Below are 15,276 nucleotides of genomic sequence, written 5' to 3' on the forward strand. Positions count from 1 at the left end.
CTATTGCTGTCCGTCTCGACCGTCGCTGACCGGTGGGGGTTGTAGCGTTGCGTGTCATGCCGACATTCGTCGTCGAACCGACAAGCATCGACGTCGAAGGGGTCGTCGATCTACTCGATCTTGCCGTCGGAGGAACCGACGCTGAGCGTCTCGACCGCGTCCGGGCCCGTTACCTCGCCGAGCCGACCGAACTGGCCGCAGTATTCCTGGAAGGCTCTGTTGTCGGCGTCGTCGGTTACCCCGGTCATCCCGGTGGTCGCGATATGCCTCGTCGAGTCGAGCTGCTTCATATCGCTACCGCTCGTTCCTGGCAGCGCACAGGCATCGGTGCCGCGATGATCCTGTGGGTTCAAGCCCGGTATCCCGGCGATCCGATCGAGGCACAGACAGATCGTGACGGTGTCGGTTTCTACCGGTCGGTCGGCTTCGAGATCGAATCGCTCGGTGAGCTGTATCCCGGCGTCGAACGGTTTCGGGTGGTCCTGGAACCCTCCACCGAGTCGGATACCGCTCGACCATGAGGAGGCACACGCTCGACTTCGGTAGCGCGCTGTCCCCGGGTTGGTCGAGACTCGACGAGCGGGATCGGTACTGGGAACCCCTGGCAACGGGGAGATCGTCGAGTTCGTCTGGGAACAGCGAGCACAGGACGGAGGGCGTTGGATCTGCGATCCGGCCGGTTCGCTCGTATCGTGCGTTGGGACCCGCGACTTCCCAACTCCCTCGACGGCGACGCGCCTGGAGTCCCGGATGCGGCGGATCAGGATTCACTGGCATGTGTCGGAACCCCCGATGCCGACCGGCGCCGCGCCGAGGCACCCGTCCACGCCGTACTCAGCCCCCGAGCCGTAGTCGTCGTCCTTCGCAGCAGCCAACCCAGGTGATCTTTACGAACCCCCACCTCACGCTGGCCGATCGAGTCAGGGGATCGGCGCGGTCACGTCAGTGCCTCGTCTCGTTCTTCTCGATCAGCCGGTAGACCGGGTTTGCTGCCGAGGCTGCGCGGGTTTCTTTGCCGGCGCCTTGGGTGTAGCGCTGGGTGGTGGTCATCGACTCGTGTCCAAGCAGCCTCATCAGGGTGTAGATGTTGACGTCACTATCGGCCAGTGAGGTCGCGAAGGTGTGTCGGAGTTGGTGGACCAGTGCGCCTTTCGCGCGTTGTCCGTTGATGCCAGCGCGGCGATACGCGCGCTCGACCCGGTACTGGATGGTGGGTGCGGTGATGCGTTCCCCACCGGCACCGAGGAAAAGCGGATCGGTGGCCCGTAGGCGGCGCCAGGGTGAGGCGGTGGGGGAGGTGCGGGCTTTGCCGCTGCCGGGGAATCGCTGCAGGCGCGAGTCGAGGTAGGAGGTGAGCACGTCGACGAGTGCGGGCTCGGCGGTGAGGACGCGTTGTTTGGTTCCTTTACCGTGCACGGTGATGGCCTTGACGCGGCCGGTGTCGTCGAGGTCGCGGAAGTCCCCGATGTCGAGGGTGACCAGCTCGGAGAGTCGGCATCCGGTGAGCAGTGCGGTAAGGACGATGGCGAGGTCGCGTTCTCGCCAGGCGTGTGCGTTGTCGTCCTCGTCTGTGGTCAGCGCGGTGATCAGTTTCTCGACCGCGTCCTGGTCGAAGGCCTTCGGTACGGTCTTGGCGACCTTGGGACGCAGGACCGCATCCATCGGGTTCGCGACGATCAGATCCGAGGTGAACAGGTAGCTGCACAGGGCGTTCCATGTCGACCAGCAGCGCCGGATCGAGGCGGGGGAGTGCGTGTCGGCGTAGGCCGCGAACGCCGCGCGTATCCGGTCCTTGTCGACCACATGGCAGGCCAGGTCGTGGGCCGGAACGCCGGTGTGGGCGGCGAGAAGTTCGGCGATCGCGGTGAAGTCCTGCCGATAGGCCTTGAGTGTGGCCTGCGATGGCTTTCCGGTGCTGCGGTAGACGAGAAACCCTTCGAAGCACTCCGTCAACAGATTGCACACTGCGTGACTCACGAGCCATCGTCGATCGGTCGCGGCGCGGCGGCTTCCTCGATTATCCCGCTGGGTGCGAGATACAGCGCAGTGCGTTGCCCGCCGATTGGCCCGGGGGTATCAAGCTCAAGGCATTTAGAGAGTTCTATTCGTTGAAACCGTGCGTGTTCGTCGAACCTCTCGTCGAGACTTGAGACAACGGCAGTCAGGTCACCCTCGACTGCAGTACCGGATGAGTGCGCATCCCCGGCGGCCCAGAATTCTCCGGGGGGTGGTGCCTTGCGGTTATCTGCCGTATCCCATTCCCTCCGAACGCATTCGATTTCATCGTCCGCGTTCACAGCCACCACGATCACGCCAAGATCGAAGTTGACATGCCGGTCGCAAAGGTACTGGTCATACTCGCTGACCTCTGGGTTTAGGTCGCTCTCTTCCGCTACCAGAGCCATCAAGTTGCGGGTGTTTGCGCAACCCTCGCAGTAGTACCAATACTCGTCGATTGGGCGCCACAGGTGCCTGAGTAGCTCGGAGATGTTGCTGACCTGCGGCTTCGGATCTTCTAACCCGGACCTCAGGACATCGATGGTGCGTACGACTTGGCCGGTAGGAGTGCTGAACTCGGCACGCCCGTAGGTGAATGCGATTGCAGCGAATGGAGACTGTTCGTTGGAGGAGGGTTCCGCAACGTAGGAAAGTGTCTTCTCGACGGTGTCATCGGCGACGTCGAGTACCCCGCCGTCGCCTACCCGAGTCATCCGACTGTCGGACATGACCAGCCAACCGCCGGCGTGGCGGCCGAACATGTGCAGTGTCAACGTCACTCCTCAACCCAGGGAAGATATCTGCTAGATAATACATGTTATCTAGCAAAAACCGTCACGAGTTGCGCGGCACGCGAACCCGTGACGTCCACATGGCGGGACGCGACAGCCTCTCCGTGTCGACCGACTCACGCAGGCGCTGAGCTGCGGGTTCCCCACCCGTCTGCCGCGCTCCGCCTCCTCGCCGAATCCGGATGTCACATGCTCGCACGAGGGCATATCACCCGGTCAGTGGATCCTCCCCACCCTTCTGACCTGGCGACCTTGACCCGCATTCGCATTATGTGCGAATATTTCGCGCACAATGCGAGGGGGTTTCCATGGGTCGTTCGGATCGCCGTGGACCTGGGGATGCGTCGCTGCACCTTGCCGACGGTGTGGCACTGCTCCGACCCGAAGAGCAGGTCTTTCAGGCCATGCTCGACGGATGGCGAAACCAGCAACTCAGTCGCAATCTGGGCTTCGGTACCGTCAACGCACGAGAGGCGATCGTCCGCCGCTTTCACGCCTTTGCCGGCAGTGAGCCGTGGGAATGGTCCGCTGCCGATGTCGACGAATTCTTCATGCAGCGTCGGGCGATCCACGGCTTGGCGCAGAGCACACTTTTGGGCTATCAACTGGCGCTGCGGGCGTTCTTGGCATATCTCGTCGATCCTGCGTATGGATGGTCCGAAGCATGCGAGAAACGATTCGGGACTCACCCCACCCAGGTCTGCCACGAATGGAATACCGCCCGCCATACTCAGGATGCGATGGCTCGACCGAAGAAACGAGCCTTGACCTGGGAGGAAGTTCAGGACCTCTTCGATCACGCCGACAATCGTGTCGAACGCATCCTGGCCCAAGGAAGGAAGGGGGCCATCCCAGCGTTTCGGGACGCGGTGCTGCTCAAGGTGGCGTACGCCTGGGGACTTCGCAGAAACGAAGTTCGTATGCTCGACACGATCGACTTCGGATTCAATCCGAAAGCTCCCGCCTTCGGTCGATACGGCGTTCTGTACGTGCGGTACGGGAAGGCGATGAAAGGCTCCCCACCGAAGCGTCGAAGTGTCCTGACCGTTCCCGAGATGGACTGGGCGGTCGAGAGTCTGGTCCAATGGATCGAGGATATTCGACCCCGAGTATCACACGAGGACAACCCTGCCCTGTGGTGCACGGAACGCAGCAGCCGTATCGCACTGGGCTCGGTATCCAACACGTTCAACCAATTCCGCACGGAGCTCGGTCTCGCCTCGGGCATCGACTTTCATTCGCTCCGCCGATCCTACGTCAGCCATCTCATCGAATACGGTTATGAGGCCCGGTTCGTGCAGGAGCAAGTCGGGCACGAACACGCGAGCACCACATCGATCTACACGCACGTATCATCCGACTACCGCACACGTGTTGTCCAGAACGCCTTCGAGCGCATTGCGGGACGAGCGGTCCGACAGGGCTCGCACGAAAGGAGGAACCGTGAATCGACGAGTTGAATATTCGTGGCGCCTCCGGGAAATTATGGCAGCGCGGGGTTTGAACAATATCTCGGAACTCATACCGCTGTTGGTCGAGCGCGGAATCGACCTCTCCCCGTCTCAGCTGTATCGAATGCTCGGCCATCGACCGGATCGAATGTCTCTGGCCCTGCTGGGCGCACTATGCGATGCGCTCGACTGCTCGGTGGAAGATCTGTGCCAGTTCCGCATCGAGGCGACCCCGAGCCGCAGAACCACGACAGCCGGCGGCGGTGGTGGTGGCGGCGTAGTGGATTTGAACAGCACGATCAGACCGAAGCGGGCACGGATCCGTCCGGCGGAGTAGACATGTCAGCTACTCCATGCGCCCGGTGCGATCGTCATGTTCGGGTCTACTGGCGGTGGCCGGAGGGCGTGGTGTGCAGCCGGTGTTACCACCGTGCAATCGGGAAACGTGGAATGTGCCCGGGATGCTCCCGTGAACGACTCCTGCCGGGCCTGGACCCGGATAATCGGCCGATCTGTTCGGATTGCGCAGAGATACCTCGAAGCTTCTACTGCACTCGATGTGGGAACGAGGACCATCTGTTTCGTCACCAGATGTGTGTCCGCTGTTGTGTGACAGATGATTTGTCGATTCTCCTGGACGACGGGTCCGGAAGCCTGTGCCAGGAGCTCACTCCCTTCTACGAGGCGGTCATCGCGCAGCCGCGACCCATGAGCGCGATGATCTGGCTCCGTAACGGGCATGTGCGGCAGGTTCTCCGCAGTCTGGCTCACGGCGAGTCGCCGATCGAGCATGAGACATTCGAGAGCTACGGCGAATACGCGAAGGTCAAGCACCTGCATCAACTCTTGACGAAATTAGGCGTCCTCGAATACAGGGATCCGAACCTGCAACTTTATACTCGGTGGCTCGAGCGCACGATGGACGCGTGCGATCTCAACGACGAGCACACCACAGTGGTTCGGCAGTACGCACGGTGGCATCACCTGAGAAGGCTGCGGGAACTCTCCGGCAAGAAAAGCTTGAGGGAGGGCCATGTCAGAACCTCGAAACAGGACACAACCGTAGCGATCAATTTCCTGAACTGGCTCGAGAAGAGGTCGCTTTCGCTGAGTCGATGCCGCCAGGCCCATATCGACGAATGGTTCGCTACAGGAAATACAACACGGACGCGTGTGAAAAGCTTCATGAAATGGTCGCTCCGCAACGGCTATGTTTCCCGAATCGATCTCCCAGGGAGCACCGTATTTCGATCACCTGATATCGATCAGGACAAGCGATTGAACCTCATGGCAGAGTTGCTCGACAACAAGCAAATTCCGCTGCCCTGTCGCACTGCCGCCATTCTTTTCCTTCTTTACGGTCAACCCGTCACTCGGTTGGTTCGCCTCACCCTCAACGACATTACGGTGAAAGAAGATGTGATCGAGATTCTTTTCGGCGATCATCCCGTGCAGGTCCCCCACCCGTTCGACGAAATACTACGACTTTATGTGCAGTCCAGGCCTAACATCAACACTGCAGGCAACGCTGACTCGTCCTACTTATTCGCCGGAATCTGCCCTGACCAGCCGCTCAGTGCCAACTATCTGATGAAACAGATGAGGAAGCATGGAGTTGAGTTGCGTGCGATGAAGGCGGCGGCCATACGCGATCTGGTCCGGGAGATGCCGGCGGTTGTTGCGGCTCGAACGCTCGGATTCAAGCCGGCTTCGTTGGAGGCGCATGCTGCTCGAGCCGGCATGACATGGGCTTCCTATCCTGCGCTTCACCGTTCTGGGCGGGAGAACTCATGATCGTCGAACACGTGATCACACCGGTAGTGCGGGAGAGGTTGCTCCTCATCGATGCGGCCGTCTTCGTCGAGCGCCTTCTTCCCGAGACGTTCAGGGACTTGGACGAAGTCCTTCGGCTGACACCTACCGCAAGCTTGGCTGGGGTCGATCAATCCCTGCTGGACGCAGAACCCTCGAACAATATTCATGAAGGAGTGGGCGTCCGGGTTCGCGTAGGCCTTCTCCTCGGCCTGGTTGGACGATGAGCGCGACGCGGGGGTGGCCGCGTTAGTCTCGGGTAATGCCACCACTGAACCCAAACCTCGCCGGACGGGTCTTCCCTCCGACGACTTACCTCGTTGGTCGTGAGAAGGTCCGTGAGTTCGCGCGCGCGGTGCGGGCGACGAACCCGCTGCACCACGATGTCGAGGCATCCCGGACTGCGGGCTTCGCGGATGTCATCGCGCCGACGACCTTCACCACCGTCGTGCAGTCGCCGTCGGTGACCCAGCTCGTCCAAACCCCGGACACCGGCCTCGACCCGCACCGCATCGTCCACGGCTCGGAGAAGATCGAATACCGCCGCCCGATCGTCGCAGGCGCCGAACTCAGCACCACCTGACTTGCACAAGTTGAGGAGGATTCCCGGGTTCTCCGAGCGTTTCCGCTGGTAGCGGGATCGCGGGTTGTCGATTTGGGGCACTAAACGGTCGGTAGGATCTGGCGGGTGGCGGCGTACATTCGCAAGGTTCGGACCGCGTCGGGGGCGACGGCGGTGCAGATCGCGGTCAAGCAGGGCGGTCGCCGGACGATCGTCGAGCATGTCGGTTCGGCCCACACCGACAGCGAGTTGGCCGCGTTGATGCAGCTCGCCCGCGGCAAGCTCCACGCCGGCCAGGAAGAACTCGACCTGGGACTGGATGTGCCCGGCAACTCCGGGAAGGGACCGTCGCTGATCACCGCGAAGCGTTCGCGCTGGCTGGTCGAGGCGGTCGAGACCGCCTGGTACCGGCTCGGGTTCGACGTCATTGACGACGAGGCTTTCTTCCAGTTGGTCCTTGCCCGGATCGTGGAGCCGACCTCGATGAGTGACACGGCCAGGGTGGTCGGCGAGATCGGCCTGACCCCGGTTCACCGCAACACCTACGCGAGTGCATTGAAACGATGTGCCACAAGTGATTACCGGGATCGGGTCGCGACGCGATGTTTCGAGCATGCCGCGGCGACCGGGGGTCTGTCCCTGGTGCTCTACGACGTGACCACCCTGTATTTCGAGGCGGAGAAAGAAGACGATCTCCGCAAGGTCGGGTACTCGAAAGAACGCCGGGTCGACCCGCAGATCGTCGTCGGCCTGCTCGTGGACCGGACCGGTTTCCCACTGGAGATCGGCTGCTTCGAAGGTAACAAGGCCGAAACCCACACAATCGTGCCCATCATCCGCCAGTTCCAGGCCCGACACGACATCGCCGGAGTCGAGATGGTCGTCGCCGCCGACGCCGGCATGCTCTCCGCCGGTAACCTCGCAGATCTCGACGGCGTCGGCCTGAAGTTCATCGTCGGGTCTCGGGTCACCAAGGCCCCGGCGGATCTGGCCAACCATTTTCATTGGAATGGAGACGTTTTCGTCGATGGGCAGATCATCGACACCGTCACGCCCCGCCACGCCCGCAGCGTAGTCAACACGGCGAAAAGACGCGCCGAACCGATCTGGGATCCGGTTCGGCATCCCACCTCGTGGCGGGCGGTCTGGCAGTACTCGAAACGCCGTGCTGTCCGCGACAACCAAACGCTCAACGCTCAGGAAGCCCGCGCACGGGCGGTCGTCGATGGTGGCAAGGCACCGAAATCGACCCGGTTCGTCAAGACCACTACCAGTGGCCGCACCGTCGATGAGGCGAGCATCGAGCGGGCCCGATCACTCATCGGCCTGAAGGGATACGTGACCAACATCCCGGTCACACTCATGGAGCCGGGCGAGGTGATCGGCAAGTACCACGACCTCTGGCATGTCGAGCAGTCGTTTCGCATGTCGAAAACCGACCTGCGGGCACGGCCGATGTTCCACCACACCCGCGACGCGATCGAAGCCCACCTCACGGTCGTCTTCACCGCACTCGCGATCGCCCGCTACCTGCAGGCCGAGACCGGGACTTCGCTTCGTTCCCTGGTCCGGACCCTGCGTCCGCTCCAGGAAATCACCATCACCATCGCCGGCTACCCCCACACCGCTACCGACCCCCTCGACCCGGACGCGGTCCGCATCCTCACCGCGCTGGGTCTACCGACTCGGTGATCGGAGCGGGGCACTAAATCTGTGCAAGTCAGGTCCAAACCCCGGACACCGGCCTCGACCCGCACCGCATCGTCCACGGCTCGGAGAAGATCGAATACCGCCGCCCGATCGTCGCAGGCGCCGAACTCAGCACCACGCTGACCATTACCGACGTCACCGAGCGTGCTGGCAGCTCCATCCTTTCCACGATCTGCGAGATCCGAGATGAGAGCGGCGATCTGGTTGTCACCATCACCTCGTCGCTGCTGCACCGAGGAGATGACGTATGACCTACACAGTTCCTCGATTCGTCGACCTCGAGGTCGGGGCGGTTGTTGCGAAGGCCGACCTGACGGTGACCCGAGATGACCTCGTCCGCTATGCCGGCGCCTCGGGCGACTTCAACCCCATCCACTTCAGCGACGTCACTGCGGCCAGCGCGGGGTTGCCGGGCGTTCTCGCCCACGGGATGCTGACCGCGGCGCTCGGCCTGCAGGTGGTCGCGGACTGGGTCGGCGATCCTACTGCGGTCATCTCGTACGAGACCCGATTCACGCGGCCGGTTGTGGTCGACGAGGCGAAGGGTGCCGAACTGTCGATCTCGGCGAAGGTGGCTCGGCTCGACGACGAGGAGCGCACGGCGCGGATCGACGTCACGGTGTCCGTGGAGGGCCAGAAGGTCCTCGGGAAGACCCAGGCTCACCTCAAGTTCTCGGCCTGATCGTCGCCGCGATCCCCGGGAAGGCCCTGCCACGACGTGTGGCAGGGCCTTTCGCCTGCAGTGGGGTTAACCACGCATCACGGCTGCATCCACACGTACTGGGATGTCCCGAACGCCGGCACTCCCAGCGTCTGGACCGTCAGTAGGCTCGCGCCCGCACCGATCGGGATGTCGACTCGGGTGGGTCCGGGCCTGTCCACCGTGACCGTTACCGCGTGGCCGAACGGCGCTATGCCATTCACCCATTCCAGCTTCACCGGGGCCACGCATTCTGAGCTGGCGCCGAAGTTGCCCGTCGGCGTGAGTGTCACCCCGAGCAGGTCCGTTCGACCGGGGACGGTGTCTCTCGATACTTGGATCGGGCCGCCGCACCGGTCGAGGTTGATGATGGGCCAGATGTTGTCTCCGCCCGGGCTTGGTGTGACCGGCGGTGATGCCGCTGATGCGCCTCCGGCTCCGGAGATGATCACCGCTGCTGTTGCAGCCACTCCGGCTGCAATCTGAACCGCACGTCGCACTGCACCGTTGAGCTTGCTCATGAATACCCCTTGATCGTTGGTGAACTGGCGGCTCGACCGTACGTAGAGGGTTCACCAGTTCGCGGGCTCGATCTTGGTGACTGCTGACGGAGGTCGACGGCGCGCGAGCTCAATATCTGCAACACTTCCCCGCTCTCGCATGGCACACTGGGCGACCGGTAGCAGCCACCTACGACCAGGAAGGACACTCGAATGCGCACCAGCGCGTACCTACAGTGCATGTCGCAGCCGAAGATCCAATTCCTGGACCGGCTCGCTGAACACTCCGGCACAACCGCCGGATTCCGCGTCTACTGACGCCCCTCTCGGGGCGTGCGCGCCCCGACTTTCAGTCACCCCCGAGGTGACTTCCGGCCGACCCCGGCCTCCACGGGACGATCACACCTCGAGACCCCGCCACTCCCCTCTGCGAGAGAACGAGGTTGTCGATTGCCATGCACCGCCCACCCACCGCCATCACCGCCCGCACCTGGATGAACACCCGCGTGCGGGTCCTCAACGTCACCTACGAGGACTTCGACGTCGTACCGGCCGCCCGAGCGGTGGTGCTGCCCAACGAGGAACTCGCGATCACCTTGGTCGAGCACACTCCGCGCTTCGTGGTGCGGTCGCAGCACGTGGCGATCCCTCTGCCGCACACGATCCAGCTGCTCGAGTACGTCCACACTCCCCCGCGACCCGCGGTCGATGATGACACCCGCGCGAGCTTCGCAGCGGTGCTCGCTCGCGACCACCACAGGTGCGCGTACTGCGGCCAGCCCGGTGCCCGGACAGTGGACCACGTATTTCCCAAGAGTCGCGGCGGAGGAGACCACTACGGCAACATCGTTGCCGCCTGCTCGGACTGCAACGGCCGCAAGGCAGACCGCACCCCCGAGGAGGCCGACATGCCGCTCCTGTGGGTGCCCCGGGCACCCCGTACCGACCAGAAGCGCCAGCAGGCCATCTGGCGCGAGTTGGCCCCAACAACCTGAATCGCCTGGAAGGAGGCACATCCCGATGACAGTCACGCTGACCCTGACCGACCTGCTCCCCATCTCCGAGGACGCCACGGACTGGGACGTCGCCGCTTGCCGCGGCGACCAGCACCCGGACCGGTGGTTCCCGGACCCGAGCGAGTCGTTCGACTACGCCGCCAGAATCTGCGATCGCTGCCCGATCGCCGACGCGTGCGGCACCTACGCCAGCGCGACCGGGCAGACCGGTGTCTGGGGTGGCCGTGAATACCGTCGCGGCAAGTTGATTCGCTGAGCACACGACAGTGGGCTCCACACCAATGCTGGTGTGGAGCCCGCTGTCTTGCTGTTGCGGTCAGCCCGCGATCGGCGCAGCCGGATCCGCGGCCGGGGCAGCCCCGAAAGCTGCGATGGCGTCACCGACCGCCGTGCTGATCAGGTTTCCGCTCAGACCCGGCGTGACGTCGTTGAAGAACGTCTCGAGGGTCTGGTCGACCTGGTCGAGGATCTGTTCGCCACCCGACTGAGCGCCGACGAAGTCCCGGACCTGTGTGTCGAGGGCCGGGGCCGTCTCGGTAGTGAACGACTGAACCGCGTCGACCACGGTCGCACCCACCGGATCCTGGGACCACTGATCTAAGGTGGTGTCCACCTGCTCGGCGATCTGGTCCTCTTCGACGTCCGGGACCGTCGTCTCGATCGGGGTGGCACCCTCGCCGGCTCCGTAGGCGGTACCAGCCGCAAGGCCTGCGGCGCCACCAATTCCGGCACCGACCGCACCACCGGCAACGCAGCCTGCTGCAGCGCCGATCGCGGCGCCACCGGCAGTGCCCGCGACACCGGTGGTGATCGGTGCGGTTCCGGGGATCGGAGAGGGAACCCATCCGCCCAGGACAGCCCCACCGATTCCACCGATCGTGCCGCCGATGAGCCCTGCCGGAACTGCTGTAGCCGCACAACCGGTCGCGAACCCGCTCACCGCGCCAAGCGCGGTTCCTGCCACCTGCCCGGAGGCGACCTTTTCGGCTTCGGTGGTTTCCAGACCAACCGAGCGCCACGCGTCGGTGACCTGGGCTTCGATGACAGCCGTGGTGTTGTTGGTGCGCTTGGCATCGATGTCCGAGACCCAGTTCGGCTGATCGAAGATCACCCGTCCGACGCGGATCTTGTCCTTGGGAGCTTCGATCGGGAGCGTCGGATCGATCACCGGCGTGGGTGCATGCAGATTGCTCCAGTCGACCTGGGGCGAGGTGTTCTCGGAGTAGTTGGTACCACCCGAGTAATCGTCGCCTCTGGAGTAGTTGTTGCCCCCGGAGTAGTCGTTGCCGGACCAGACCGTCTGCGTCACGCCACCGCCGGTTTCCGGGTTGTACGCCCGCGTGCCGCGGTTGTACTGGGGCGGCGGAGCGACCCAGAACGACTCCTCGGGCTCAGGAGCACTCTGCACGGGCGCTGGTTCCGGAGTTGCCGGCGTCGGGTTCGGGTTCGACCACCCGGACTCCGGTGCGCTGTCCGAAGGATCCGGGTTCGACCACCCCGACTCCGGGGCGGCAGTGGCGATACCCGCGCCGGTGATGGCGGTCATGCCGATACCAGCGGCGACCGCCGTCGGGGCAATCCACGAGCTTCGTGGCTTGCGGTGCTTCTTGGCCATCTGTTGTTCCTCCTGTGCTGCAGCCAGAGCTGATACCGAGTTCCCGGCGGCTCCGGGACCGGTGAGCCTGTGCGACGCGGGGCCCCGCACGTTGTCGCAAAGGTCGCGCCGACCGTAGAGCGGCGCTTCTCCACTCCCACCCGACGCCGAGTGAAAAGCGTTCGCATGCAGGGCAAACAAGCGATGACCTGCGTGGAGAAGCATGGGGCTACGGTTCTGCGCACCGACCACCAGACCGACCCGATACGAGGAACGCCATGGCACGCGGACGCGTAGAACCCGACACACAGCCAATGCCCGGGAACGACGAGTGGGACAGCGACGACCCATGGGCTGAGGAACCAGTCACCGACGGACAGAGCTTCACTCCCGGGTACGACCAGGGGTTCGGCGACGAGTACGTCGCGGACGAATTCGGCGGGGACACCGACGGCTTCGACGACGCCTCGGAGGTGACCGCTGCGTTCCCCGCGGTGACCCCTGCCCCTTTACCCGACTACGAGCCCTGGGATCCGCGCGCCGAGTCCGAATACCGTGGTGCCGATCACTACGAGAGATCCGACTATGACCACCACTCTTCCGACGCCCGCACAGCAGATCCCTACGGGGGCACGCCCGAAGGGGACTTCGACACCGACGCGTTTCTTCGGACTCCCCAGAAACCGACCCGAACCCCCGCGGGAAAGCGTCGTCGCGTCGGCGTGGTCGCTGTCGTCGCCGGGGTTGTGGTCCTCGGCGCCGTTGCCGTCGGCACTTTCCGGGGCGGCTTCACAGATCAGGAATCCTCGGCGGCGGTAGGTACAACCGCTGCCGTCACGACGACCGCGCCGGCGACGCCGAGCACCGTCGCTTCCGCTCCTGCTCCCGGGGACACCACCAGCGGCCCCGGGGTGATCCTCGGCTTCGACAACGCGTACTACGAGCAGCGCAACGGTGCCGCCGCTGCCGGATACCTCGTCGCCAGCCAGAACACTCCCGCCACCGCGCAGGCAATCCAAACCGACATCGACCGACTCGACCCGCTGACGACCCACAACATCGTGATCACCAGCACCGAGACCGAGAACGTCTACAACGTGCGACTGACGGTCACCACCCCTGACGGCGTGAGCCACGAGTACCACCAGCAGTACACGGTGGTCTCAGCCGGAGGACGGTTCTACATCGCGAACAAGCTGAGCTGCGACTCGGTCTGCCCGACCCCCTGACAGTGCGACAGCCGGGGACTGAAACATCCGCCGCCCGAGGAGGTTCTGTGGAGGCGTCCCCGACAACCCGGTCCTGCGGACCGATCCCCACAGAGGAGGATTCATGCCCACGCTGTCGCCGCTCCACGCCATCCTCAGTCCCGTTGCACTGCACGCATCATGGAGGAACTGGCAAGACCGCACAGAAAACACGGTGGTCGCGGGAGTCATTCGCGTCGATCGACCCTCCCCCGATCTGACGCAACGCATCCGGCCGCACACAGCCGTTGTGACATATCAAGGCATAGATGGCCACACCACGACAGTCCCCTTCGAACGTGACCACACGCAGCGCGCCGAAGCGGTAGTACTCGATGCGTTCGAGCACTTCTATGCGCTCGCGGAACAATCCATCATCCGCCCCGCCTTGTACATCGACCATTCGGGAGTTCGCGCCGAGACACGACGATGCGCTGCGAGCTTCCCCGCAGTCGTCCTCACAGCGAGTCCGCTCGGCTGCCTTTCCGAACTCTTCCATGCCGCCGGACGCGCTCTACCCGAGGTACCGAAATCGTTGAAGAACCCCGACCCGACCCGCAGCGGCAAACGGGAGTCGATTCTGCAGGTCGCCACCGACGCGTCGAAGCGTCGCGGCCGCGCCGGTGTCGGCATCAGCGCAGTGGACGCCGCCGGCAGGGTCTACGTCGACTACCTACCCGACGTGGAGAGCATCAACTTGGGTGAGTGCCTCGCGATCGAGATGGCGGTGCGCCGACACACTGGCCAGCTGGAGATCCTCACCGACAGTCTGCACGTCGCTACCTACCTGCAGAGCAACGATCCCGACATCCCCCGTTGGCTCATTTCGAGTCACGCCGGCCGAGTCCGGGCGCTGCGGGAGAAGCTGCAACGGACCGGAAGCACGGTGCGCTGGGTCCGTGGTCACGATGGGCATCCACTGAACGAGGCGGCCCACCGGGCAGCGATTGCGGTGCGCCGCAACAACGAGTTCGACGTTTCTCCAACCGTCGCGTCGGACATGTACCGGAGGATCGGTGGTGACGCAGTTCAGTTGGTCGCTGCATGAACCGTGACTACAGGTCTGCGGCGTCCAACGCCGGGGCGGTTGCGGCAGGCTGGACCACGGAGTGTGCGCGAGGTGCCCGTGAGGGTGCCGTGGGAGTCGGCTCCGGAGCGACGACGGGCGCCGCAGCGGGTGCTTCCGGATCCTCGACAACCGCCTCGTCTGCTGGATAGAACGCGACCGCAGGCAGCTTCAACCCCATCTTCTGACTCAGGTACGCCGCCAGGTCCGCCAGCTCCGGTGCGGCCGCATCGGACCCGGCGGCCGCCGCGAACACCGCCGCTAACAGCTCGTACATCCCCGGATCGGCACCGACGAGAAGGCGAAAATCCTCCTGCCGCGCAATTCCGAATGCGAGGTGCTGCTCCCCGCCATCGGGAGCGTCCACGCAGCGCAAAGCGCCAGGTACGGCCTTCGATCGGAGATAAGGCCCCGGGGTGGCGCGCCCGGCGACACTCCGCAGCCGGGTCGCGGCCATCTCGAATACGGACTCAGCGTTGGTCATCTGCGCTCCTTCCAATCGGTGGTGCGGCAAAAGCTATCGGTCCGGTTCACCAGCTGCCGGTCGGAGCTGATGACCAGTGGGCACGAGGCTCGGGCACCGCGCCGATCCCCCATCGCGGTTGGCCTCACCGAGAATGTCTACTACTATTGGACGTGCTGGCGGCTGGTTCATCCACGTCGTGCGGCCGCGTCTCCCAGAGAGTCGCGCTACCTATGCACCCCTCCCTCGCGGCGGGTGTGTGTGGGCAGATCCGATAGAGCGTAGTGAGCGTCGGCCTTGCCGGCGCTCCTCCTTTTTGTTCAGGTAGATAGCCTTTTTCATCAGAGTGGAGAAGGCGTTTGCCAG

Annotated in this window: 18 protein-coding genes and 1 pseudogene; 13 read left to right on the forward strand and 6 right to left on the reverse strand. The window is 63.9% G+C overall.

What is annotated here, in order from left to right; genetic code table 11:
• Positions 1-56 precede the first annotated feature (56 nt).
• Positions 57-521, forward strand: coding sequence for a GNAT family N-acetyltransferase (locus LPH33_RS25490; protein ID WP_229568727.1), 465 nt, complete (start codon positions 57-59; stop codon positions 519-521).
• Between the two features lie 421 nt (positions 522-942).
• On the opposite strand, the gene LPH33_RS25495 is transcribed toward LPH33_RS25490, so the two are convergent.
• Together LPH33_RS25495 and LPH33_RS25500 are read right to left on the reverse strand one after the other, a co-directional pair.
• Complete coding sequence (locus LPH33_RS25495; RefSeq protein WP_229568728.1) at positions 943-1,977, reverse strand: tyrosine-type recombinase/integrase; 1,035 nt, start codon at positions 1,975-1,977, stop codon at positions 943-945.
• Positions 1,974-2,771: a hypothetical protein gene (locus tag LPH33_RS25500; RefSeq protein ID WP_229568730.1), complete on the reverse strand. Its 798-nt coding sequence runs from the start codon at positions 2,769-2,771 to the stop codon at positions 1,974-1,976. The genes LPH33_RS25495 and LPH33_RS25500 overlap by 4 nt, the downstream gene beginning before the upstream one ends.
• 326 nt (positions 2,772-3,097) lie before the next feature.
• On the opposite strand from LPH33_RS25500, the gene LPH33_RS25505 reads away from it, so the two are divergent.
• From LPH33_RS25505 to LPH33_RS25540, 8 genes and pseudogenes are all read left to right on the forward strand, one after another.
• Positions 3,098-4,249 (forward strand): tyrosine-type recombinase/integrase, encoded by a 1,152-nt coding sequence (locus tag LPH33_RS25505; RefSeq protein WP_229568732.1) that lies wholly within the window; start codon positions 3,098-3,100, stop codon positions 4,247-4,249.
• Entirely contained in the window at positions 4,233-4,577 is a 345-nt protein-coding gene (locus LPH33_RS25510) for a helix-turn-helix domain-containing protein (RefSeq protein WP_064257826.1), read from the forward strand. The genes LPH33_RS25505 and LPH33_RS25510 overlap by 17 nt, the downstream gene beginning before the upstream one ends.
• Before the next feature lie 371 nt (positions 4,578-4,948).
• The gene (locus tag LPH33_RS25515; protein WP_138846123.1) at positions 4,949-6,034 is read left to right on the forward strand and encodes a hypothetical protein; all 1,086 of its coding nucleotides are present in this window, start codon (positions 4,949-4,951) and stop codon (positions 6,032-6,034) included.
• Entirely contained in the window at positions 6,031-6,279 is a 249-nt protein-coding gene (locus LPH33_RS25520; RefSeq protein ID WP_229568734.1) for a hypothetical protein, read from the forward strand. The genes LPH33_RS25515 and LPH33_RS25520 overlap by 4 nt, the downstream gene beginning before the upstream one ends.
• A 35-nt stretch (positions 6,280-6,314) precedes the next feature.
• A pseudogene (locus LPH33_RS25525) lies at positions 6,315-6,632 on the forward strand (FAS1-like dehydratase domain-containing protein); the annotation flags it as partial.
• Positions 6,633-6,740: 108 nt separating this feature from the next.
• Entirely contained in the window at positions 6,741-8,306 is a 1,566-nt protein-coding gene (locus LPH33_RS25530) for an IS1634 family transposase (protein ID WP_229566897.1), read from the forward strand.
• 89 nt (positions 8,307-8,395) lie between these two features.
• Positions 8,396-8,575, forward strand: coding sequence for a hypothetical protein (locus tag LPH33_RS25535; RefSeq protein WP_229568780.1), 180 nt, complete (start codon positions 8,396-8,398; stop codon positions 8,573-8,575).
• Complete coding sequence (locus LPH33_RS25540) at positions 8,572-9,006, forward strand: MaoC/PaaZ C-terminal domain-containing protein (protein ID WP_229568736.1); 435 nt, start codon at positions 8,572-8,574, stop codon at positions 9,004-9,006. Before LPH33_RS25535 ends, LPH33_RS25540 begins: the two co-directional genes overlap by 4 nt.
• A gap of 77 nt (positions 9,007-9,083) precedes the next feature.
• Here the strand turns inward: LPH33_RS25540 and LPH33_RS25545 are convergent, their stop codons facing one another.
• Positions 9,084-9,545, reverse strand: a complete 462-nt coding sequence (locus tag LPH33_RS25545) for a hypothetical protein (RefSeq protein ID WP_229568738.1) — start codon at positions 9,543-9,545, stop codon at positions 9,084-9,086.
• Between the two features lie 434 nt (positions 9,546-9,979).
• Between LPH33_RS25545 and LPH33_RS25550 the strand changes: the two genes are divergently transcribed.
• Together LPH33_RS25550 and LPH33_RS25555 are read left to right on the forward strand one after the other, a co-directional pair.
• A complete protein-coding gene (locus LPH33_RS25550) occupies positions 9,980-10,519 on the forward strand; it encodes an HNH endonuclease (protein ID WP_229568740.1) in 540 nt (179 codons plus the stop codon).
• A 25-nt stretch (positions 10,520-10,544) separates the two neighbouring features.
• Positions 10,545-10,796: a WhiB family transcriptional regulator gene (locus LPH33_RS25555; protein WP_229568742.1), complete on the forward strand. Its 252-nt coding sequence runs from the start codon at positions 10,545-10,547 to the stop codon at positions 10,794-10,796.
• Positions 10,797-10,856: 60 nt separating this feature from the next.
• Here the strand turns inward: LPH33_RS25555 and LPH33_RS25560 are convergent, their stop codons facing one another.
• Positions 10,857-12,155, reverse strand: a complete 1,299-nt coding sequence (locus LPH33_RS25560) for an insoluble domain protein (RefSeq protein WP_229568744.1) — start codon at positions 12,153-12,155, stop codon at positions 10,857-10,859.
• Between the two features lie 293 nt (positions 12,156-12,448).
• On the opposite strand from LPH33_RS25560, the gene LPH33_RS25565 reads away from it, so the two are divergent.
• Positions 12,449-13,363 carry a hypothetical protein gene (locus tag LPH33_RS25565; RefSeq protein WP_229568746.1) on the forward strand — a complete coding sequence of 305 codons (915 nt, stop codon included), beginning with the start codon at positions 12,449-12,451 and terminating at the stop codon, positions 13,361-13,363.
• Positions 13,364-13,520: 157 nt separating this feature from the next.
• Here the strand turns inward: LPH33_RS25565 and LPH33_RS25570 are convergent, their stop codons facing one another.
• Positions 13,521-13,880, reverse strand: a complete 360-nt coding sequence (locus tag LPH33_RS25570) for a hypothetical protein (protein WP_229568747.1) — start codon at positions 13,878-13,880, stop codon at positions 13,521-13,523.
• A 36-nt stretch (positions 13,881-13,916) separates the two neighbouring features.
• Here LPH33_RS25570 and LPH33_RS25575 point away from each other — a divergent pair, with 36 nt between their 5' ends.
• Positions 13,917-14,429: an RNase H family protein gene (locus LPH33_RS25575; protein WP_229568749.1), complete on the forward strand. Its 513-nt coding sequence runs from the start codon at positions 13,917-13,919 to the stop codon at positions 14,427-14,429.
• A gap of 7 nt (positions 14,430-14,436) precedes the next feature.
• Here LPH33_RS25575 and LPH33_RS25580 read toward each other — a convergent pair whose 3' ends face one another.
• Positions 14,437-14,931 (reverse strand): hypothetical protein, encoded by a 495-nt coding sequence (locus LPH33_RS25580; RefSeq protein ID WP_169687148.1) that lies wholly within the window; start codon positions 14,929-14,931, stop codon positions 14,437-14,439.
• Between the last annotated feature and the right edge of the window lie 345 nt (positions 14,932-15,276).

Source organism: Rhodococcus sp. RDE2 (assembly GCF_020885655.1).
Classification (GTDB): Bacteria; Actinomycetota; Actinomycetes; order Mycobacteriales; family Mycobacteriaceae; genus Rhodococcus; species Rhodococcus pyridinivorans.